Source organism: Pseudomonas sp. Root569, from assembly GCF_001427465.1.
GTDB lineage: Bacteria > Pseudomonadota > Gammaproteobacteria > Pseudomonadales > Pseudomonadaceae > Aquipseudomonas > Aquipseudomonas synxantha.
Genome location: NZ_LMGQ01000025.1, coordinates 1 through 19,775, shown reverse-complemented (window position 1 = coordinate 19,775; position 19,775 = coordinate 1). Strand labels below are relative to the sequence as shown.

The following is a 19,775-nucleotide window of genomic DNA, read 5'->3' as shown; positions in this document are numbered from 1 at the left end:
ACAAGCCCCGACATGTTCAGACCTCTCTTCGTATTTATTGGCACGCGTTATACCCGTGCAAAGCGTCGCAATCATTTTGTGTCGTTCATTTCCTTGACCTCGATGATCGGTCTCGCCCTGGGCGTGGTCGTGATGATCGTGGTGCTGTCGGTGATGAACGGCTTCGATCATGAGATGCGTACCCGCGTGCTGGGCATGGTGCCCCACGCGACCATCGAGGGCGACGCGCCCATCGATGACTGGCAAAGCCTGGCCGCCAAGGTCAAGCAGAACCCCAAGGTGGTGGCCGTTGCGCCGTTTACCCAGATGCAGGGGTTGCTGACCAACGACGGCAAGGTGCAGAAGATTCTGCTCAATGCCATCGACCCGGCCCAGGAGCGCAACGTCTCGATCATCGACCGGTTCATGCTGCAGGGTAAGCTCGACGACCTGGCGCCCGGCAGTTTTGGCATCGTCATCGGCGACAAGGCCGCGGCCAAGCTCGACGTGGGCGTCGGTGACAAGCTGACCTTCGTCGCTCCGGAAGTCACCGTGACCCCGGCCGGCATGTTCCCGCGCATGAAGCGCTTTACCGTGGTTGGCACCTTCCATGTCGGCGCCGGCGAGATCGACGGTTACATCGGCCTGACCAACCTCACCGACCTGGCCCGCCTGCATCGCTGGCAGCCGGACCAGGTGCAGGGCCTGCGCCTGAAGTTCAATGACCTGTTCGATGCGCCGCGCGGCGCCTGGGAAATCGCCCAGCACCTGGGCGAGTCGCAGTACTATGCCCGCGACTGGACCCGCACCCACGGCAACCTGTACCAGGCCATCCGCATGGAAAAAGCCATGATCGGCCTGCTGTTGCTGCTGATCGTGGCGGTTGCTGCCTTCAACATCATTTCCACGCTGGTGATGGTGGTGAACGACAAGAAGGGCGATATCGCCATCCTGCGCACCCTGGGCGCCACGCCGGGGCAGATCATGGCGATCTTCATGGTGCAGGGCACCGTGATCGGCGTGGTCGGCACCTTGATCGGCACGGCGGTGGGCATCCTCGCCGCGTTGAACGTCAGCGCCGCCATCGCCCTGCTAGAAAAAGTGATCGGCCACAAGTTTCTCAACGCTGACGTCTACTTCATCGATTACCTGCCGTCCCAGGTGCAAACCCAGGACGTGCTGATGGTGGGCGGCGCTGCGTTGGTCCTGAGCTTCCTTGCCACCCTGTATCCAGCCTGGCGCGCGGCACGTACCCAGCCAGCACAGGCATTACGTTATGAGTGAATCGGGCATGAGTGAAAAAGCAATCCTGAGCTGCCGCAACCTGGGCAAATCCTACGAGGAAGGCCCGGAGTCTGTGGTGGTGCTGTCCAACCTGCAACTTGAACTGCACCCGGGCGAGCGCGTGGCAATCGTCGGCAGTTCAGGTTCCGGCAAAAGTACCTTACTCAACCTGCTGGGCGGCCTCGATACGCCGTCCCAGGGCAGCGTGTGGCTGGCCGGCGAAGAGCTTTCGGCGTTGAATGAAAAGGCCCGTGGGCAACTGCGCAACCGTTCGTTGGGCTTTGTGTACCAGTTCCACCACCTGTTGCCGGAATTCACCGCCCTGGAAAACGTGTGCATGCCGCTGTTGATCGGCAAGACCGCGATCCCCGAAGCGCGCCAACGTGCCACCGCCTTGCTGGAGCGCGTCGGCCTCGGCCACCGCCTGGAGCACAAGCCGGCCGAACTGTCCGGCGGCGAGCGCCAGCGTGTGGCGATTGCCCGCGCCCTGGTGAACAACCCGGGCCTGGTGATGCTCGACGAGCCTACCGGCAACCTCGACTCCCACACCGCCCAGGGCATCAAGGACTTGATGCTGGAACTGAGCACCCAGATGCGCACCGCGTTCCTGGTGGTGACCCATGACATGAGCATGGCCCGGCAGATGGACCGCGTGTTGCACCTGCAGGAAGGTCACCTGGTCGCCATCTGACCTGTTTCAAGCCTGGCGCCTGGCGTCGGGCTTTTTCATTTTTTCAGGCGGTGTACGCGAATGTTCAGACCGTTATCCATTTTCATCGGCACGCGCTATACCCGCGCCAAGCGCCGCAACCGTTTTGTCTCGTTTATCTCGATGACCTCGATGATCGGCCTCGCCCTGGGCGTATTGGCCATGATCGTGGTGCTCTCGGTGATGAACGGCTTCCAGCGCGAAATGAGCTCGCGCATCCTCGGCATGGTGCCCCACGCCACCATCGTCGGCGTAAAGCCGATTGATGATTGGCAACCGGTGGCCGCCGCGGCGATGAAGAATCCGCAAGTCACCGCCGCCGTACCCTTCACGCAGATGGACGGTATGTTCTCCTACAAGGGCGCCATGCAGCCGATCGAGATCAGCGGCATCGATCCGGCCCAGGAAGGCAAGGTGTCGATCGTGACCCAGCACATTGTGCGCGGCAAGCTGGACGACCTGAAGCCCGGTGAGTTCGGCGTGGTGGTCGGCGATATCACCGCACGCCGCTTCCGCCTGAATGTGGGCGACAAGCTGACCCTGATCGTGCCGGAACTCAGCAGCGCCCCAGGTGGCATCACACCGCGCATGCAACGGCTGAACGTGGTGGGTATCTTCAAGGTGGGCGCCGAGCTGGATGGCTCCATGGCGCTGATCCACATGGCCGACGCGGCAGAAATCCAGCATTGGCAGCCCAACCAGGTGCAAAGCGTGCGCCTGGCGGTGAAGGACTTGTACGCAGCGCCGACCGTCTCGGCGGATATCGCCGCCAGCCTGGGCGCAGCCTACAAGCCCGATGACTGGACTCACACCCAGGGCAGCCTGTTCAGCGCGATGAAAATGGAAAAGACCATGATCGGCCTGCTGTTGCTGATGATCGTCGCCGTGGCCGCGTTCAACATCATCGCCACCTTGATCATGGTGGTGAACGACAAGGGCGCGGACATCGCGATCCTGCGCACCATCGGCGCCACGCCCCGGCAGATCATGGCGATCTTCATGGTCCAGGGCACGGTGATTGGTGTGGTGGGCACCCTGATTGGCGGGGTGCTGGGGGTGATCGCAGCGCTGAATGTCAGTGAGCTGGTGGGCTGGCTGGAGCGGGTCAGCGGGCAGCATATCTTCAGCTCGGATGTGTACTTCGTCAGCAACCTGCCTTCGGAACTGCAGGGAGGGGACGTGTTGCTGATATGTTCGGCGGGGTTTGTATTGAGCTTTTTGGCAACGATTTACCCGGCGTATCGGGCGGCGAAGATTGAGCCGGCCCATGCGCTGAGGTATTCGTAAGGCCTTAGACCGCTATCGGGGGCAAGCCCCCTCCCACACTGGACCGCGTTTATTCAGGAACAATGAGGTCAAAATGTGGGAGGGGGCTTGCCCCCGATAGGGCCGGCCCAGCTTGCGTCAATCTCCCTTGGGCAACTCAATCACAAACCTCGTCCAGCCCGCCTGCGACTCACAATAAATCCTCCCCCCATGCGCCCGCACAATCGACTGGGTAATCGCCAACCCCAGCCCCGCATGTTCACTGCTGCCTGGCCGTCTTGACGGGTCGGCTCGGTAGAACCGGTCAAACAACCGCGGCAACAGCTGCGCAGGAATACCTTCCCCGGTGTTCTCAACTGTCAGTGTCACGCCACTCTCTATCCGCACCCGTACTTCACCGCTCGGTGGGGTAAACCGCAGCGCGTTATCCAGCAAGTTCGACAAGGCCCGGCGCAACATGCCGCGATCGCCCAGCGTATGGGCGGTGCCTTCGCGTACCAGCGTGACCTGCGCATCCTCTGCCAGCAGGGTAAAAAACTCCAACAGTGCGTCGACCTCGTCGCCCAGATTCAGGGCTTCACGGTTGGGCATCAGCAAGCCGTGGTCGGCTTTGGCCAGGTACAGCATGTCGTTGACCAGTTGCGCCATCCACTGCAACTCTTCGAGGTTGCTGTGCAGTGCCTCGCGGTAGTCCTCCAGCGGGCGCGGTTGAGTGAGGATCACCTGGGTCTGGGTCAGCAGATTGGAGAGCGGTGTGCGCAGTTCGTGGGCAATATCGGCGGAGAACGCCGACAGGCGCTGGAACGCGTCGTCCAGGCGCCCCAGCATGGCATTGAAGGCCTGGGCCAGTTCCGCCAGCTCCATCGGCATTTGCGCCTGGGGCAGGCGTTGGGTCAGGGAGTGGGCGGATACGCTGGCGGCCACTTCGCCCATGCGTCGCAACGGTCGCAGCCCGCTGCGTGCGGCCCAGGCGCCGAGCAGGGCAGTGGCCAGGGCCGAGAGGCCGACGGTCAGCCAGATCAAACGCTGCATACGCTCCAGAAAGTGCTGATGGTGGGTGATATCGAGGATCAGGCTCAGCTGTGGCGAGCCGGGTTGGCCGGGCGTCAACGGCGCGTTGTACACACGGTAGTCGGTGCCGGCGTTTTGCAGGCTGTGCAGGCCCGGTGCTGCGGGCACGCTGAGGTACGGCGCACCGTCCACCCAGCGCTGGTCGGCCGCAGTGATACGCAAGGTGAAGTCGGGCTGGTGATCAAGTTCGGCGCGCCATTGCGGGCCTCGCAGCGCAAAGGCTTCCCGTGAGTCGACACCCTGCAAGGCACTGCGCAGGGCCACCAGCTTGCTGTCGAGCAGTTGCTGGTCCAGCTCGATAAAGTGCGCCTCGCTGGCGCGGTTGAACAGCACCCCGGCAATCAACGAGACCACCGCCGTGCAGGCGGCAAACAGCAGCGCGAGGCGGCTGGCCAGGGACAGGCGCTTGATCACGTGAACCGCTCCTCCAGCACATAACCCATGCCGCGCGCGGTGTGGATCAGCTTGTTGGGGAAGTTGTCATCGACTTTAAGGCGCAGGCGACGGATCGCCACTTCGATTATGTTGGTGTCGCTGTCGAAGTTCATGTCCCAGACCTGGGAAGCGATCAAGGTCTTGGGCAGCACTTCGCCCTGGCGGCGTAGCAGCAGTTCCAGCAGGGCAAATTCCTTGGCGGTGAGGTCAATGCGCTGGCCGTCGCGCTCGACCCGGCGGCGGATCAGGTCCAGGCTCAGGTCGGCCAGTTGCAGGGTGGTTTCCTGCGGTGTGCTGCTGCCACGGCGCAACAAGGTGCGTACCCGGGCCAGCAGTTCGGAAAAGGCGAAGGGTTTGACCAGGTAATCGTCGGCGCCCAGTTCCAGGCCATGCACGCGGTCTTCCACGGCATCGCGAGCGGTGAGAAACAGTACCGGCATGTCCAGTCCAGCACTGCGCACCGCCTGCAGGATCTGCCAGCCGTCGCGGCCCGGCAGCATCACATCGAGGATCAACAAGTCATAGTCACCCGTCAGCGCCAGGTGCTGGCCGGTCGTGCCGTCGGCCACCAGTTCGGTGGTAAAGCCAGCCTCGGCCAGGCCCTGACGCAGGTAGTGGCCGGTTTTGAGTTGGTCTTCGACGATCAGCAGTTTCATATCGGGCTCTTGGTAAAGGATGGCAGCCGGCCTTTATACCCTGGGCTCCAGGGGATGGGCGCAAGCTGACAAAGTTGTAATCTAGCAGTCAGCTGGCTGGCAGCGAGGCAATCTTAAAGTGTTGCCCAAGCTGGACACCTATTTTTTGGAGAGTGAAAGATGGCGATGCGCACACCCCTGTTATTGGCGGGCTGCTTGTTGGCGATGAGCTTCAATGCGCTGGCGGACGCTGCTCACACCTACGCGTTCGGCCAGCCCGCACCGGCGGATAAAGCCACGCGTACTGTGCAAGTCACGCTGCAGGACATTGCCTTTGAGCCCAAGGCCCTGGACGTAAAGGCCGGTGAAACCGTGCGTTTCGTGCTGGTCAACAAAGGCCAGTTGCTACATGAATTCAACCTGGGCGACGCATCGATGCATGCCGCCCACCAGAAAGAGATGCTGCAGATGCAAGCCAGTGGCATGCTTACCGCCACAGGCATGGGCAAGATGGACCACAGCGCCATGGGGCACGGCGATATGGGCGGCATGAAGCACGACGATCCCAACAGTGTCTTGGTGGAGCCGGGCAAGACTGCCGAACTGACGTGGACCTTCACCAAAGCCACGGGCCTGGAGTTCGCCTGCAACCTGCCGGGGCATTATCAGGCGGGCATGGTCGGCAAACTGACCGTTGAGTGAGGCGTTTGTTAAGGGCGGGGGCAAAGGCTGGTAGACTGGCGCGGTTTATTTAGCCAGGTTTCCGCCATGCATCCCGCAGCCGAACATTCGCCGCTGGGCAAGTCCAGTGAATACATCTCCACTTACACCCCATCGTTGCTGTTCCCGATTCCGCGCGCCGCCAAGTGGGCCGAACTGGGCCTGAGCGCCGACACCCTGCCGTACAAGGGCGTGGATTTCTGGAACTGCTTTGAATTGTCCTGGCTGCTGCCGTCGGGCAAGCCGGTGGTGGCCATCGGTGAGTTCAGCATCCCGGCCGACTCGCCGAACATCATCGAGTCCAAGTCCTTCAAGTTGTACCTCAACTCGCTGAACCAGACCGCCTTTGTCGATACGCCAAGCCTGGAAGCCACCCTGCGCACCGACCTCAGCTTTGCAGCCGGCAAGCCGGTGACCGTGCGCATCCGCAGCCTGGCCGACATCGAGGCCGAAGGCGTGATGGCGTTGCCGGGTGCGTGCATTGACGGCCTGGATATCAATGTCAGCAGCTATGAGCATCCGCGCCCGGAGCTGCTGCGTTGCGATGACTCGCGTGTGGTGGAGGAGAGCGTGCACAGCCACCTGCTCAAATCCAACTGCCCGGTGACCAGCCAGCCGGATTGGGGCAGCGTGGTAGTGGAGTACCGTGGCGCGGCGTTGGATCACGCCAGCCTGCTGGAATATATCGTGAGTTTTCGCCAGCACTCGGACTTCCATGAGCAGTGCGTGGAGCGGATCTTCCTGGACTTGCAGCGCTTGCTCAAGCCGGAGAAGCTGACCGTTTATGCGCGCTATGTGCGCCGGGGTGGGTTGGATATCAATCCGTACCGCAGCACTGAAAATACCCAGTTCCTGAACGTGCGCCTGGCGCGCCAGTAAGCCTGCATAAACAAGCAAATGTGGGAGGGGGCTTGCTCCCGATAGCGGAGTGTCAGTCACAGCATCTGTGTCTGAACTTCTGCTATCGGGAGCAAGCCCCCTCCCACATTTTGGTTCTTTATTGGGCTTAGGGTCGGGTTAGATCCCGATATTGCCCAGGGTGATCATGATATTGCGCAATGTCCCGGAAATGACCGGGTGCTCAGCGTCGAACTCTATGGCCGCCTGATTCACATCGTCGGAGATGCTCGGCGTCTGAGTGGCCGGTTCCAATTCAAGTTGCACTTCGAACTTGGCAATCAGTTCCTCCAACGCTTCACGTTTTTCCGGTGACAGCGGTGGCTCCTGTTCCAACTGCCCGCGCAGGATCTCGACCTGTTCTTCCAGCTTTTTGCGATCAGGCATGACGTTCTTTCCTTTTATCGATAGTCACTGGCATAGACCACGGCACGCCGCGAAAGGTCTACGGGCTGACCTCTAGATTAATCCACTGGGGCTAACCGTGCATGATCTTGATCAGGGCTTCTCGCCTTTGAGCCGGCGCAGGCTGATGTCTGCCAGGCAACTGCCGAGCTCGCCGAGGTGGTCGATCACCGAGTGCACGCCCAGGCCATAGAGCGCCACAGTCGCCTTGCCGCGCTTGTATTCGCGTTGCTGTGCGGTGAGTGCCTGCCATTGCTCGGGTGACAGGCCGCAGAGCGAGCCACAAGAGGCCAGGCCGATGGTCCACAACCCGGCATTAAGGCCCGATTGCAGCAGGCGCGGCTCGCCGCTGACCAGTACGCAACCTTCCAGGCGTTCGATGTTCAGTTCCATCAAGGCTTGCCAGCAGGCGTGGGGCGCGGGCCAGCGGATGGGGGAGGGTGAGGCAGCCTTGACCCAGCCCGGCAGACTGGTGGACAGGGGCGTGGTAACCGAGGGCGGCAGTTCGTCCAGCCAGGCGCAGGGCACGCCTAGTTCTTTCAGGCTACGCAGGCTTTTCAAAGCGCCGGGTGTGGCCACGGAGCCGGGGCAGGGCGAATCGGTACGCGCCAGGGAACCAAAATCCACCAGGCAGCCACTCAGGCCAAATAACACGGCGGTCAATGAAGGGGCTGTGGCGATAGCAATCTCGGCGTGTGGCATCTGAACGTCCCTGAAATAGCAGCAACACTAACGGGGTGGCATGACAAGGCCATGACACTGATGGTGTTTGTAGGAATTTTGTGCATTTTTCGTAAGACAGGATCCTTGTAGCTGCCTAAACACACACTTCCGTCATATACTGACGGCCTTATTCAGGGCATAGCGCCCATGACAGACCATTCAAGGAGCAAAAGCTATGCGCTGGAGCCACTACTTCGCTCAGCTGTCGGTGTGTGCCACCGTGCTGTTGGCACCTTTCGCCGTACAAGCCGCGTCGGAAGATGACCCATGGGAAAGCGTCAACCGCCCGATTTTCACCTTCAACGACACCGTTGATACCTACGCCCTCAAGCCAATCGCCCAGGGCTATCAGTTCGTCACCCCGCAATTTGTGCAGGACGGCGTTCACAACTTCTTCCGCAACATCGGCGATGTCGGCAACCTGGCCAACAACGTGCTGCAGCTCAAGCCCTACAATGCTGGTGTCGACACGGCTCGCCTGCTGGTCAACACCACGTTTGGCGTGCTGGGCTTTATCGACGTCGGCACCAAAATGGGGCTGCATCGCAGCGATGAAGACTTCGGCCAGACCCTCGGCTACTGGGGCGTCGGCAGCGGTCCCTACGTGATGATTCCGTTGCTCGGCCCAAGCACCTTGCGTGATGCGCCGTCCAAATACGTCGACAGCTACACCCAACCCTACCGCTACATGAATGACATCGGCTGGCGTAACAGCACCTTCGGCCTGAACGTCGTCGACGTGCGCGCCAGCTTGCTCGACAGCGAGAAGCTGATCAGCGGCGACAAGTACACCTTCATTCGTAACGCCTACCTGCAGAACCGTGAGTTCAAGGTCAAGGATGGCAAGGTCGTTGACGACTTCTAGGCCGTGACGTTTTGAAATGAAAAAGGCGACCTTTGAAAGGTCGCCTTTTTTGTGCGCGCTTTTCAGCGCATCTTCAAGATCCTGAGACCCAAGTGCTGTTCATCGCCCGCAGCCTTGGTCCACACGACTTCAGTGTCTGCCTCCAGGCCCTTGAGTGCGGCGTGCTCTGAATCGATGCGTACGGTCAGTAGGTCGCCCACGATGAACTGGCGCGGCGCCTGCACCTGCATGCCGGAGCTGGAAAGGTCCAGGCATACACCTTCAATCTCCTGCCCGGCGTGGATCAGGGACACATTGGCATCCACCCGCATGCGGATGAAATCGCGTTTTTCGGCGTAGTCGCGCTCGTGTTCGCTCACAGCATCCATCCTTACTTTACGTTGGGGTTGTGGCAGTTCTTATAACTCCCGGTGATTTGCGGTGTAAAGACGCCCGGCGACCATCGGCATGAGCTTGAAACCCCTCACGGATGGGAGTACCGTCTGCGCCTTAGAAGGGCACCTCTGCTTTACCGTTGTGCATGGGCGAAATCCCAATGCTTTGTAGGACAGAGAGGCTAGAAAGCGAATCCAGTACGTGAGCCCGGCCATTGCCGAGCCGCCTACGCCAACCTAATTCTGGCGCCGTTTGCCCACATGCAAAAAACCAGTGCCACGCTGCTGATAATCGATGACGACGAAGTAGTGCGCGCGAGCCTCGCGGCCTACTTGGAAGACAGTGGCTTCAGCGTCCTGCAGGCCAGTAATGGCCAACAGGGTCTCCAGGTATTCGAGCGCGACAAGCCCGACCTTGTGATCTGCGACCTGCGCATGCCCCAGATGGGCGGCCTGGAGCTGATTCGCCAGGTGACCGAGCTTGCCCCGCAAACACCGGTGATTGTCGTGTCCGGTGCCGGTGTCATGAACGACGCCGTCGAAGCCCTGCGCCTGGGCGCTGCCGATTACCTGATCAAGCCCCTGGAAGACCTGGCCGTGCTGGAGCACTCGGTGCGCCGCGCCCTGGACCGTGCCCGCCTGCTCTTGGAAAACCAGCGCTACCGCGAAAAGCTCGAGACCGCCAACCGCGAGCTCGAAGCCAGCCTGAACCTGCTCCAGGAAGACCAGAACGCCGGTCGCCAGGTACAGATGAACATGCTGCCGGTGAGCCCCTGGAGCATCGACGAGTTCAAGTTTGCCCACCAGATCATCCCGTCGTTGTACCTGTCGGGTGATTTTGTCGATTATTTCCGTGTGGATGAGCGACGCGTGGCGTTCTACCTGGCCGACGTTTCCGGCCATGGCGCTTCTTCTGCCTTTGTGACCGTGTTGTTGAAGTTCATGACCACACGGCTGTTGTTCGAGTCCAAGCGCAATGGCACCTTGCCGGAGTTCACCCCCTCCGAGGTGCTGGGCCACATCAACCGGGGCCTGATCAGCTGCAAGCTGGGCAAGCACGTGACGATGGTCGGCGGCGTGATCGACGAAGAAACCGGTCTTTTGACCTACAGCATTGGCGGTCACCTGCCGATGCCTGTTTTGTACACTCCTGACAGTGTGCGCTACCTGGAGGGTCGTGGCCTGCCCGTAGGCTTGTTCAATGAAGCCACCTACGAAGACCACATCCTGGAACTGCCGCCGACTTTCAGCCTGACGCTGATGTCCGACGGCATCCTGGACCTTTTGCCAGAGCCTACACTCAAAGAGAAAGAAGCCGCCTTGCCCCAAAAGGTCAAGTCGGCGGGCGGCAGCCTGGATGGCCTGCGGCAGGTTTTTGGATTGGCCACGCTAGGGGAGATGCCGGATGATATCGCCCTATTGGTGTTGAGCAGGAATCTTTGATGAGTACCGGAAGAATCCAATTCGCCGAGCAAGACGGGACCTTCGTCCTCAAGTTTGTCGGCGAAGTGCGCCTGACCTTGTGTTCGGCGCTGGATGCGACGATTGAGCGGATCTTCACAGCGCTGAACTTCTCGGCGATCGTGATCGATCTGACCGAAACCCGCAGCATCGACAGCACCACCCTGGGGCTGTTGGCCAAGCTGTCCATTCTGTCTCGGCAGAAGGTCGGCCTGTTGCCGACCGTCGTCACCACCCACGAAGACATCACCCGGCTGCTGCAGTCCATGGGCTTCGACCAGGTGTTCAACATTGTTGACCGCCCGATTCCCTGCCCGGAATGCCTCACCGACCTGCCGTCGCAAGACCAGTCCGAAGAGATCGTACGGGTCAAGGTGCTGGAAGCGCACAAGATCCTCATGGGCCTCAACGAGTCCAACCGCGAAGCCTTCCACGACCTCGTCAACGCCCTCGAGCGCCACTGACGGCTTCCCTGTCGAAACACATACCCATGTGGGAGGGGGCTTGCTCCCGATAGCGGTGGATCAGTCAACAAATCCAGTGACTGACACTCCGCTATCGGGAGCAAGCCCCCTCCCACAATTGACCTGCGATCGACTTGAAACTGGTACACAAAAAAGGGCGGCACCGTCACAGGTGCCGCCCTTTTTGCTGCTATCTGCCCTTACAGCTTGGCCGACAACAACGCCTCCAGCTTCTCCTGATCGCGAGCAAACTGGCGAATGCCCTCTGCCAGCTTCTCAGTCGCCATCGCATCCTCGTTGGACTCCCAACGGAACTGCGCTTCAGTCATATGCACACGCGCCTCACCGGCATGCCCTGGCGCCAATTTACGTTCCAGCTTGCCTTCATCCGCCGCCAGCTTCTCCAGCAGGTCCGGGCTGATGGTCAGGCGATCACACCCGGCCAGCTCTTCGATCTGGCTCAGGTTACGGAAGCTCGCACCCATTACCACAGTCTTGTAGCCATTGGCCTTGTAGTAGTTGTAGATGCGCGTCACCGACTGCACGCCCGGGTCTTCGGAACCGGTGTAGTCGTTGCCGTTGGCCTTCTTGTACCAGTCGTAGATACGGCCCACGAACGGCGAAATCAGGAACACGCCGGCTTCAGCGCAGGCCACGGCCTGGGCGAAAGAGAACAGCAGCGTCAGGTTGGTCTGGATGCCTTCTTTTTCCAGCTTCTCGGCGGCACGGATGCCTTCCCAGGTAGAAGCGATCTTGATCAGCACACGGTCACGGCCAACGCCGGCTTTGTCGTACAGGTCGATCAGACGGTGCGCACGCTTGAGAATGGCCGCCTCGTCGAACGACAGACGCGCATCCACCTCAGTGGAAATACGGCCCGGCACTACTTTGAGAATTTCTTGACCCACCGCCACCGCAAAGCGGTCGCTGGCCAGGCCTACGTCGCCGTTGCAGTCCTGTACACACTCATCCAGCAGCTTGGCATAACCAGAGATGGACGCAGCCTTGAGTAGCAGGGAAGGGTTGGTAGTAGCGTCCTGCGGCTTGAGCTTGGCGAGGGTAGAAAAATCGCCGGTATCGGCTACGACGGTGGTGAATTGCTTGAGTTGTTCCAGCTTGGAAGTCATGGGCGTGCTCTGTCCTGTGGGTCTGATGACATTACCCGAGCGCTGGCAGGCGCTCAAGGGCGCAAATGCGTTAGGTCGTTTGCGAGGGCAATAACCTGGAAACGGCCGTTTGAATTACCGGCAGTGGTGCTCAATAGGAGGGCAAAATCGCTGGCAGGTTCAACCCAACTGCCCGATGACACGGTCATCGCCACTGGGCCTGACCCAATACGGTAGGAGCGAGCTTGCTCGCGAAAAACGTCAACGATAACGCGTACTTCCTGAATAAACGCGGCGCCTATGGGTTTCTCGCGAGCAAGCTCGCTCCTACCAGAGCCCAGCAGCTATCCAGTCACCGACCCTCCAACAACTCCCCAGCCTGATCCAGCAACGCCAATGGATCCGCCGCCTTATGAATATCCACCGACAACAACTGCCTGAACTTACGAGCCCCCGGAAACCCAGTACCCAACCCCAACACATGCCGCGTAATGTGATGCATCGTCCCACCACTGGCCAAATGCTCAGCAATATAAGGCCGCAACTGCACCAACGCCTGCGCCCGACTAATCACCGGCGCCTCACTGCCAAACAACCGCTGATCCACCTCCGCCAACAGATACGGATTGTGATAAGCCTCCCGCCCCAACATCACCCCATCAAACGTCTGCAAATGCTCCTGGCACTGCTCCAACGTCTTGATCCCACCGTTGAGATTAATCTCCAACTCCGGAAAATCCCGCTTCAACTGCGCCGCCACGTCATAACGCAACGGCGGAATGTCCCGGTTCTCCTTGGGCGACAACCCCTCCAGAATCGCAATCCGCGCATGCACGGTAAAACTGGTGCAACCAGCGTCCCTCACCGTGGCGACGAAATCACACAACTCGGCATAACTGTCCCGGCCATTGATACCGATACGGTGCTTTACCGTCACAGGGATCGACACCGCATCGCGCATCGCCTTCACACAATCCGCCACCAGGGCAGGGTGCGCCATGAGGATCGCGCCGATCATGTTGTTTTGTACGCGGTCGCTCGGGCAGCCAACGTTCAGGTTCACCTCGTCGTAACCGGCGGCCTCGGCCATACGGGCACAGGCGGCCAGATCGGCGGGGACACTGCCACCCAATTGCAGCGCCAGCGGGTGCTCGGCTTCGTTGTGGCGCAGGAAGCGCTCGTGGTCGCCGTGGAGGATTGCGCCGGTAGTGACCATCTCGGTGTAGAGCAGGGCGTGTTTGGAAAGCAGGCGCAGGAAGAACCGGCAGTGGCGGTCAGTCCAGTCCATCATCGGGGCGACGGAGAAGCGGCGGGAGAGTGGGGCGGTTTGTAGGGACATGGGGGATCTGAGTCAGCGAGGCGAATGGCGCGCAGTTTATCAGGAACGGATCTTGGGTGCCGGAGAGGCAAGTTTTGCGCGCATTACCACTTCGAGCGAGGACGTTGCCGTGTGTGGAATACGCCAAGGATCTGCAGTCGATCGCCCCGCACTCTATACGGGATCAGATAGGACCAGTTGGGAACCGCCCATTCGCGGGTATGTTTCACCCGACCTTCGCGGCCCATGGAAGGAAACTGAGCCAGCCTGTCGACGCTGGCGAAAATGGCATCCGAGAAGTCGTCAGCGGCTTTTGGATTTTCGAGAGCGATATAGTTCGCTTCGTCTTCCAGGTTTTTGAGTGCTTTTCCAGCCACTCAACCCGCGTTCCTGCTCCAGCGCCTAGCGCGCATGGCCGCCACTTGGTCATCACTGGCGAATTTGCCCTCGTCGGCGTCTTTTACCGCCAGCTCGATCTGAGCGGTCAGCGTTTTTTCGTGCTCGATGTAGTCTCGAAGAACGTCCATCGCCAGGTAGCTCGCTGTTTGGCCATTGGTTTTGGCTAGGTCGGCGAGAGAGTTGGAGAGGTCTTCCGGCAGGTTTAGGGATATCCCAGTCATGGCGGCCTCGATGGTGGACGGTTGTGGGGTATCTTACACCGTGAAGCGTCGGGTTGAAGCAGCAGGCCGTCGCGAGGTGTGTCTGGGAGTGAGTCGTTTGCTTTTCCTTTGCCAACTCATAGCCGGTGTCGTGGTCTTATCCCGGTATCCGAGGCGGTTTTTTGCTGCCTGCTGATTAGCTTTGTTTCTGCAATGGTATAAATAAATCCGTCCTCTTTATCTCCGCGCCTTCAAAAACCGCCCTTCGTAATCCGCCACCGGAAGACGGGTGGAATCGTACTTCCCAAATAATCTATAACGATTTATAGCGATTTTGTCGTACATCCAATCTCGCAGGGTCGCTGGGACGACGCGGGCAGCCGTTAGCCAGCGCCACGGGGCATCCAGGCGTGCCAAGATTTCGAACATTGCCTCGGAACGCACGGACACCTTGTCATTCGAGATGAGAACAATGGTGTTGAATTTGTCCTGCGGTAGCCCCGCCCACTTTAATAGCGCTTGACCTTCCGGCGATTGAACCGCAGCAAGCTGAATTTGACGAGCATGGTCATAGTGAATAATAAATCGTGCCCAGCCGTTGCAGAGCTTGCAAGTGCCGTCAAAAAGTACTGCTGTTTCGCCTGGATTTAGAAGCGGGGCGGGAGATTGGGTTTGGATGGTCATCGGGTCTGCCGTATCTGAAGATAAACCCTTTGAGGCTGTCATTTTGCGATCGTTTTATAACTTAACGATCTTTAAATTCTCGTTGCCTCTACGCCTGTTCAACAAATGTCTCGCTCAGGCTTGGCAGGATATGACATGGAACGTCACAAGGGCACCCCCCCTGTCGTTGGCGTTGCTCCACCCTGGAGCGCATACGACGTTGTTTAAAGCAACTTACAGCTCGCAGACGTAACGAAGTTGTTAAATGTGCTGACCGGGAGTTTAGATCCAGTCCTTGGTACGCCTTTAGGGTATTTCCTACACATTTCTCGGCTTGCCCCTCAGACCACCCCTAGCTAACCTCCTCAAGCCGCTGCAAACCCAGCGGCCGGAGGTGGAAGACCGTATTGCTAAGGCGTTTTTAACTCCCGAAATATTTGGAGCTTCGCCCATGCACAACAACACACGCAGTTCTTCATTCGATCAAACCGCATCGTCCGTCGACCCCAAGCTTCAAGCCGCGGCCCAGCGTGCAATCAATCATCACTTGCCCCCATCCGACGACGCTGCGCCCGCCGAACGCTCAAGCAACCGCTTATTCCTCGTCAACCCAACCATCGACCCCGAAACCCTCCTGGCTAACGCCGCCGAAAATCTGGCATCCGCCAACGAAATGGCCGCCACCTTGGCGTTCGATCTCGACGATTCCCAGCGCGCCATCGCCCTGGGCATTCAGCAGTTAATCGAGTTGAGCTCGCTGCTCGTTGGCCGAGCCCAGGAGCAAGTTGCGCCCGTAACCGCCCCAGTCAAAGCCTGACAACCAACCCTGCCGCCTTACCCAAGGCGGCAACCTGAACTCATGCTGTCCCTCAGCAAAGTTTCATAATTCCCTGCGCCTTTGAGGCCTACGATTGCCTGCAAGAGAGGACGCCAGCGCCTCCAGCCCATAGGGAGTTGAAACCATGATCTCGAACCTCGTCAAAGTTGTGATGATCACCGGCACGTTGCTGTTGAGTGCTTGTTCATCTTCACCCGCCGTGAGCAGTGACCCGTGCTTTTCAGGTGGATGCCAGGCATTTGGGGACCATAGCCCCAGCAAAGCAGCGAAGATGAATTTTGGTGGCAGTGGGTTGGGAAGTAGTTATGGGGAGTATGGTTCGGGGTTGTTGCGTGATGATTGATGCCGCGCTGGGCTGCTGCAGCCCGCTGGAGTGATGACGTGTAGGAGCGAGCTTGCTCGCGAAAAACTTGAGGGCGCGGTGGTGAATCAGGATGCCCGCGTTATCGTTGGCGATTTTCGCGAGCAAGCTCGCTCCTACAGAGAGCCTAGTGGCCGCCTTTCATACGCCGAGCGATCAGGTAGAGGCCCAGGCCGACCAGGGCTGTCGCGGCGCCGATGTAGCCGGTGCTGGTCCAGCCGAGGCCGGCAGTAATGGCCATGCCACCAAACCACGGGCCCAGCGCATTTGCCAGGTTGAACGCCGCATGGTTCGAAGCCGCCGCCAAGCTCGGCGCTTCGTGTGCGATGTCCATCAGGCGGATCTGCAACGGTGCCGCCAATGCGACCATGGTGCCCACCAACCCCATGCTCAGCAGCACGCCCCATAGCGACGAGGCGGCGAAAGGGAAGAACAGCAGCACGGCCATCGACCACACCAGAATCAAGCCCACCGCCCGGAACTGCATGCGATCAAACAGCTTGCCACCGGCAATGTTGCCGATGATGCCGCCGACGCCGAACGCGGCAAGGCCAAACGGAATCCACTGCGGCGAGACCTTGGTCACTTCCAGCATGGTTGGCGCCAGGTAGCTGAATACGCAGAACATCCCGGCAAAGCCAATCGCGCCGATGGACAGGGCCATCCATACCTGGGGTTTGGTGAAGGCGCGCAGTTCTTTGCGTGGGTCGCTGCGTTGTTCGTCGTGGCGGTGGGGCACGAATTGCCAGACCAGGGCGATGGTGAGCAGGGCGATCACGCTGACCAGGGCGAACGCCGAGCGCCAGCCCAGGTGTTGGCCGAGGAAGGTGGCGATGGGGTTGCCGAGCAGCATGGCCAGGGTCAGGCCCATCATCACGCGGGCTACGGCGCCGGCGCGTTTGTCGGTGGGCACCATGCTGGAGGCAACCACGGCGGCGATGCCGAAGTAGGCGCCGTGGGGCAGGCCGCTGATAAAGCGGAAGACCACCAGCGAGCCGAAGGTAGGGGTGAAGGCGGTGGCGAAGTTGCCCAGGGCGTACAGGCCCATCAGCAACAGCAGCATGTGTTTGCGCAGCAGCTTGGCGCCGAGGATGGCCAGCAGTGGGGCGCCGACCATTACGCCGAGGGCGTAGGCGCTGATGGCGTGGCCGACTTGCGGTTCGCTCAGGCCCAGGTTTTGGGCGATGTCGGGCATCAGGCCCATGATGGCGAATTCGCCGGTGCCGATCGCGAAGGCGCCTACGGCCATGGCCGCTTCCATTTTCGCGGCGCTGCGCGCGGGCAGTACGTGCCCGGGTGTTTGCTGGGTAGTCATGGGTAACTCTATGTGGAAGGTGTGCACGAAAGACAGCCGCCGATGCTACGCAGGCAACGGCGAAGGTGTCTAGAACCGCCATTTGCGTCAGAGTTCCAGGCCTGTGACCGCAGGTCGCGGCTGTCAGGCTTGACACCGGCGCATTAAAAGCCGCGATTTGGGCCTGTCAATTGGCCAAACGGCGCATAAACGCTGTTTAGCGTGATATTCTGCGCGCCGTCTTGGTCTAGGCTTTCCCTGGTGCGTACACCCGTATACGTCCCAGCGGTTGGCTGTTGCCCAGGTAGCTGAGCCAATAATGATAAGAAGTCAGCGCAGAAGGGACATAACAGTGAGGTCGATCCATCGGCCTTGTGTGCCCACCCTGCAGCCTTCATGTGAATGTGCAGACCCCGCGGTACGTTGCCTGACGTAGCGTGAACGAGGGTTACTCATGATCGGAGGCGGTAGGGCGGATGGCGTTTTATCATAGGTGCTACTGATGTTTAAAAAAGTAAACACTGCCCTGCTGGGGCTGGCTTTGTCGATGGGGATCACGTCCGTGCAAGCGGAAGAGGCAAAGAAAGTCGATGTGCTGCTGATCGGCGGCGGCATCATGAGTGCAACCCTGGGTGTCTGGCTCAATGAGCTGGAACCGGATTGGTCGATGGAAATGGTCGAGCGCCTCGATGGCGTGGCCGAAGAAAGCTCCAACGGCTGGAACAACGCCGGTACCGGTCACTCTGCTTTGGCTGAGCTGAACTACACCCCGGAAGACAAGAACGGCAACGTTGAGATCCCTAAAGCGGTCGAGATCAACGAAGCGTTCCAGATCTCCCGTCAGTTCTGGTCCTGGCAGGTCCAGCAGGGCGTGTTGAAGAACCCGCGTTCGTTCATCAACTCCACGCCGCACATGAGCTTTGTGTGGGGCGATGACAACATCAAGTTCCTGAAAAAACGCTACGAAGCCCTGCAAGCGAGCCCGCTGTTCGCCGGCATGCAGTACTCCGAAGACCCGGCGCAGATCGCCAAGTGGGTTCCGCTGATGATGGAAGGGCGTGATCCGAAGCAGAAGATCGCGGCCACCTGGAGCCCGATCGGTACCGACGTGAACTTCGGCGAGATCACCCGCCAGTTCGTCGCTCACCTGCAAACCACGCCGAAGTTTGACTTGAAACTGTCGAGCGAAGTGCAGGACATCACCCGCAACGACGACGGTTCGTGGCGTGTGAGCTACAAAAACCTGAAAGACGGCACCAAGACTGAAACCGACGCCAAGTTCGTGTTCATCGGCGCCGGCGGCGGTGCCCTGCACCTGCTGCAGAAGTCGGGCATTCCTGAAGCCAAGGAATACGCGGGCTTCCCGGTGGGCGGTTCGTTCCTGGTCACCGATAACCCAACTATCGCCGAGCAGCATCTGGCCAAGGCCTACGGTAAAGCCTCGGTCGGTTCGCCACCGATGTCGGTTCCGCACCTGGACACCCGCGTGCTGGATGGCAAGCGCGTGATCCTGTTTGGCCCATTCGCGACCTTCTCGACCAAGTTCCTGAAAGAAGGCTCGTACCTGGACCTGCTGACCAGCACCACCACCCACAACATCTGGCCCATGACCAAAGTCGGTATTCGTGAATACCCACTGGTCGAGTACCTCGCCGGCCAACTGATGCTGTCGGATGACGACCGCTTCAAGGCGCTGCAAGAGTACTTCCCGAACGCCAAGCAGTCCGACTGGCGCCTGTGGCAAGCCGGCCAGCGCGTGCAGATCATCAAGCGTGACGAAGAGCAGGGCGGCGTGCTGAAACTCGGTACCGAAGTGGTCAGCTCTGCTGACAACTCCATTGCCGGCCTGTTGGGTGCATCGCCAGGCGCGTCCACCGCGGCTCCGATCATGCTGACCGTGCTGCAAAAAGTCTTCAAGGACAAGGTAGCAAGCCCGGCCTGGCAGGAAAAACTGCACCAGATCGTGCCAAGCTACGGCACCAAGCTGAACGACAGCCCTGAAGCTGTTGCCAAGGAATGGGCCTACACTGCCGGTGTGCTGCAACTGACACCACCGCCAGCGATCCCGCAATTGGCCGCTCCACAGGCTACCGAGGCTGCCAAGCCTGCGGCTGAGCCAAGCAAGCCGGCGTCTGACCTGGCGCTGTAAGCAACACCCACGAAAAAGCCCGCTGAACCGGTGACGGTCAGCGGGCTTTTTTGTGGGCGCTGTCCCGTCCTGAATAAGGTTTACGCCTTCTGACCTATCTTCAGGAGGAGTCAATGGATTCGGGCAAAAGGCGGAGCCAGCGTGACTACACGCTAGGCT

General features: G+C 59.9%; 21 protein-coding genes and 1 pseudogene. 11 read left to right on the top strand and 11 right to left on the bottom strand.

Going from position 1 to position 19,775, the window contains the following annotated elements; genetic code table 11:
- Positions 1–12: 12 nt before the first annotated feature.
- The 3 genes from ASD70_RS20440 to ASD70_RS20430 are packed head-to-tail and all read left to right on the top strand — an operon-like array spanning position 13 to position 3,259.
- The gene (locus ASD70_RS20440; RefSeq protein ID WP_056847304.1) at positions 13–1,263 is read left to right on the top strand and encodes a lipoprotein-releasing ABC transporter permease subunit; all 1,251 of its coding nucleotides are present in this window, start codon (positions 13–15) and stop codon (positions 1,261–1,263) included.
- Positions 1,264–1,270: 7 nt separating this feature from the next.
- Positions 1,271–1,954 carry a lipoprotein-releasing ABC transporter ATP-binding protein LolD gene (lolD, locus tag ASD70_RS20435; protein ID WP_019818240.1) on the top strand — a complete coding sequence of 228 codons (684 nt, stop codon included), beginning with the start codon at positions 1,271–1,273 and terminating at the stop codon, positions 1,952–1,954.
- 60 nt (positions 1,955–2,014) lie between these two features.
- Entirely contained in the window at positions 2,015–3,259 is a 1,245-nt protein-coding gene (locus tag ASD70_RS20430; RefSeq protein ID WP_056847303.1) for a lipoprotein-releasing ABC transporter permease subunit, read from the top strand.
- Positions 3,260–3,376: 117 nt separating this feature from the next.
- Here ASD70_RS20430 and ASD70_RS20425 read toward each other — a convergent pair whose 3' ends face one another.
- The gene (locus tag ASD70_RS20425; RefSeq protein ID WP_046071507.1) at positions 3,377–4,723 is read right to left on the bottom strand and encodes a heavy metal sensor histidine kinase; all 1,347 of its coding nucleotides are present in this window, start codon (positions 4,721–4,723) and stop codon (positions 3,377–3,379) included.
- Positions 4,720–5,400 (bottom strand): heavy metal response regulator transcription factor, encoded by a 681-nt coding sequence (locus ASD70_RS20420; protein WP_056847302.1) that lies wholly within the window; start codon positions 5,398–5,400, stop codon positions 4,720–4,722. Before ASD70_RS20420 ends, ASD70_RS20425 begins: the two co-directional genes overlap by 4 nt.
- Before the next feature lie 159 nt (positions 5,401–5,559).
- Here ASD70_RS20420 and copI point away from each other — a divergent pair, with 159 nt between their 5' ends.
- Together copI and queF are read left to right on the top strand one after the other, a co-directional pair.
- Positions 5,560–6,081, top strand: a complete 522-nt coding sequence (gene copI / locus ASD70_RS20415) for a copper-resistant cuproprotein CopI (RefSeq protein ID WP_046071509.1) — start codon at positions 5,560–5,562, stop codon at positions 6,079–6,081.
- 66 nt (positions 6,082–6,147) lie between these two features.
- Positions 6,148–6,978, top strand: coding sequence for an NADPH-dependent 7-cyano-7-deazaguanine reductase QueF (gene queF / locus ASD70_RS20410; RefSeq protein ID WP_046071510.1), 831 nt, complete (start codon positions 6,148–6,150; stop codon positions 6,976–6,978).
- Positions 6,979–7,116: 138 nt separating this feature from the next.
- Here queF and ASD70_RS20405 read toward each other — a convergent pair whose 3' ends face one another.
- Positions 7,117–7,383, bottom strand: a complete 267-nt coding sequence (locus ASD70_RS20405; RefSeq protein ID WP_043047481.1) for a DUF4404 family protein — start codon at positions 7,381–7,383, stop codon at positions 7,117–7,119.
- A 111-nt stretch (positions 7,384–7,494) separates the two neighbouring features.
- The gene (locus ASD70_RS20400) at positions 7,495–8,103 is read right to left on the bottom strand and encodes a hypothetical protein (RefSeq protein WP_046071511.1); all 609 of its coding nucleotides are present in this window, start codon (positions 8,101–8,103) and stop codon (positions 7,495–7,497) included.
- Between the two features lie 196 nt (positions 8,104–8,299).
- Here ASD70_RS20400 and ASD70_RS20395 point away from each other — a divergent pair, with 196 nt between their 5' ends.
- Positions 8,300–8,989 (top strand): MlaA family lipoprotein, encoded by a 690-nt coding sequence (locus ASD70_RS20395; RefSeq protein WP_043047479.1) that lies wholly within the window; start codon positions 8,300–8,302, stop codon positions 8,987–8,989.
- A 62-nt stretch (positions 8,990–9,051) separates the two neighbouring features.
- On the opposite strand, the gene ASD70_RS20390 is transcribed toward ASD70_RS20395, so the two are convergent.
- Positions 9,052–9,348, bottom strand: coding sequence for a PilZ domain-containing protein (locus ASD70_RS20390; RefSeq protein WP_046071512.1), 297 nt, complete (start codon positions 9,346–9,348; stop codon positions 9,052–9,054).
- Positions 9,349–9,624: 276 nt separating this feature from the next.
- On the opposite strand from ASD70_RS20390, the gene rssB reads away from it, so the two are divergent.
- Entirely contained in the window at positions 9,625–10,806 is a 1,182-nt protein-coding gene (gene rssB, locus ASD70_RS20385) for a two-component system response regulator RssB (protein ID WP_005786210.1), read from the top strand.
- Complete coding sequence (rssC, locus tag ASD70_RS20380; RefSeq protein WP_010212025.1) at positions 10,806–11,288, top strand: anti-sigma factor antagonist RssC; 483 nt, start codon at positions 10,806–10,808, stop codon at positions 11,286–11,288. Before rssB ends, rssC begins: the two co-directional genes overlap by 1 nt.
- A gap of 200 nt (positions 11,289–11,488) precedes the next feature.
- Here the strand turns inward: rssC and tal are convergent, their stop codons facing one another.
- The 5 genes and pseudogenes from tal to ASD70_RS20355 form a co-directional block, all read right to left on the bottom strand.
- Positions 11,489–12,415, bottom strand: a complete 927-nt coding sequence (gene tal, locus ASD70_RS20375) for a transaldolase (protein ID WP_046071513.1) — start codon at positions 12,413–12,415, stop codon at positions 11,489–11,491.
- A 331-nt stretch (positions 12,416–12,746) separates the two neighbouring features.
- Positions 12,747–13,733, bottom strand: coding sequence for a tRNA dihydrouridine(20/20a) synthase DusA (dusA, locus tag ASD70_RS20370; protein ID WP_056847301.1), 987 nt, complete (start codon positions 13,731–13,733; stop codon positions 12,747–12,749).
- Between the two features lie 83 nt (positions 13,734–13,816).
- Positions 13,817–14,142: pseudogene (locus ASD70_RS20365) on the bottom strand (type II toxin-antitoxin system RelE/ParE family toxin).
- A complete protein-coding gene (locus ASD70_RS20360; protein WP_056847300.1) occupies positions 14,090–14,332 on the bottom strand; it encodes a CopG family ribbon-helix-helix protein in 243 nt (80 codons plus the stop codon). The pseudogene ASD70_RS20365 and the gene ASD70_RS20360 overlap by 53 nt, the downstream one beginning before the upstream one ends.
- A 216-nt stretch (positions 14,333–14,548) precedes the next feature.
- The gene (locus ASD70_RS20355) at positions 14,549–15,037 is read right to left on the bottom strand and encodes a thiol-disulfide oxidoreductase DCC family protein (RefSeq protein ID WP_420794066.1); all 489 of its coding nucleotides are present in this window, start codon (positions 15,035–15,037) and stop codon (positions 14,549–14,551) included.
- A 388-nt stretch (positions 15,038–15,425) separates the two neighbouring features.
- Here ASD70_RS20355 and ASD70_RS20350 point away from each other — a divergent pair, with 388 nt between their 5' ends.
- Both ASD70_RS20350 and ASD70_RS28565 read left to right on the top strand, forming a co-directional pair.
- A complete protein-coding gene (locus ASD70_RS20350) occupies positions 15,426–15,791 on the top strand; it encodes a DUF6124 family protein (RefSeq protein ID WP_056847298.1) in 366 nt (121 codons plus the stop codon).
- Between the two features lie 145 nt (positions 15,792–15,936).
- A complete protein-coding gene (locus ASD70_RS28565; protein WP_082561455.1) occupies positions 15,937–16,155 on the top strand; it encodes a hypothetical protein in 219 nt (72 codons plus the stop codon).
- A 145-nt stretch (positions 16,156–16,300) separates the two neighbouring features.
- Here ASD70_RS28565 and ASD70_RS20345 read toward each other — a convergent pair whose 3' ends face one another.
- Positions 16,301–17,488, bottom strand: a complete 1,188-nt coding sequence (locus ASD70_RS20345; RefSeq protein WP_056847297.1) for an MFS transporter — start codon at positions 17,486–17,488, stop codon at positions 16,301–16,303.
- Positions 17,489–17,969: 481 nt separating this feature from the next.
- Between ASD70_RS20345 and mqo the strand changes: the two genes are divergently transcribed.
- Positions 17,970–19,616 carry a malate dehydrogenase (quinone) gene (gene mqo / locus ASD70_RS20340; protein ID WP_056847296.1) on the top strand — a complete coding sequence of 549 codons (1,647 nt, stop codon included), beginning with the start codon at positions 17,970–17,972 and terminating at the stop codon, positions 19,614–19,616.
- The last annotated feature ends 159 nt before the right edge of the window (positions 19,617–19,775 follow it).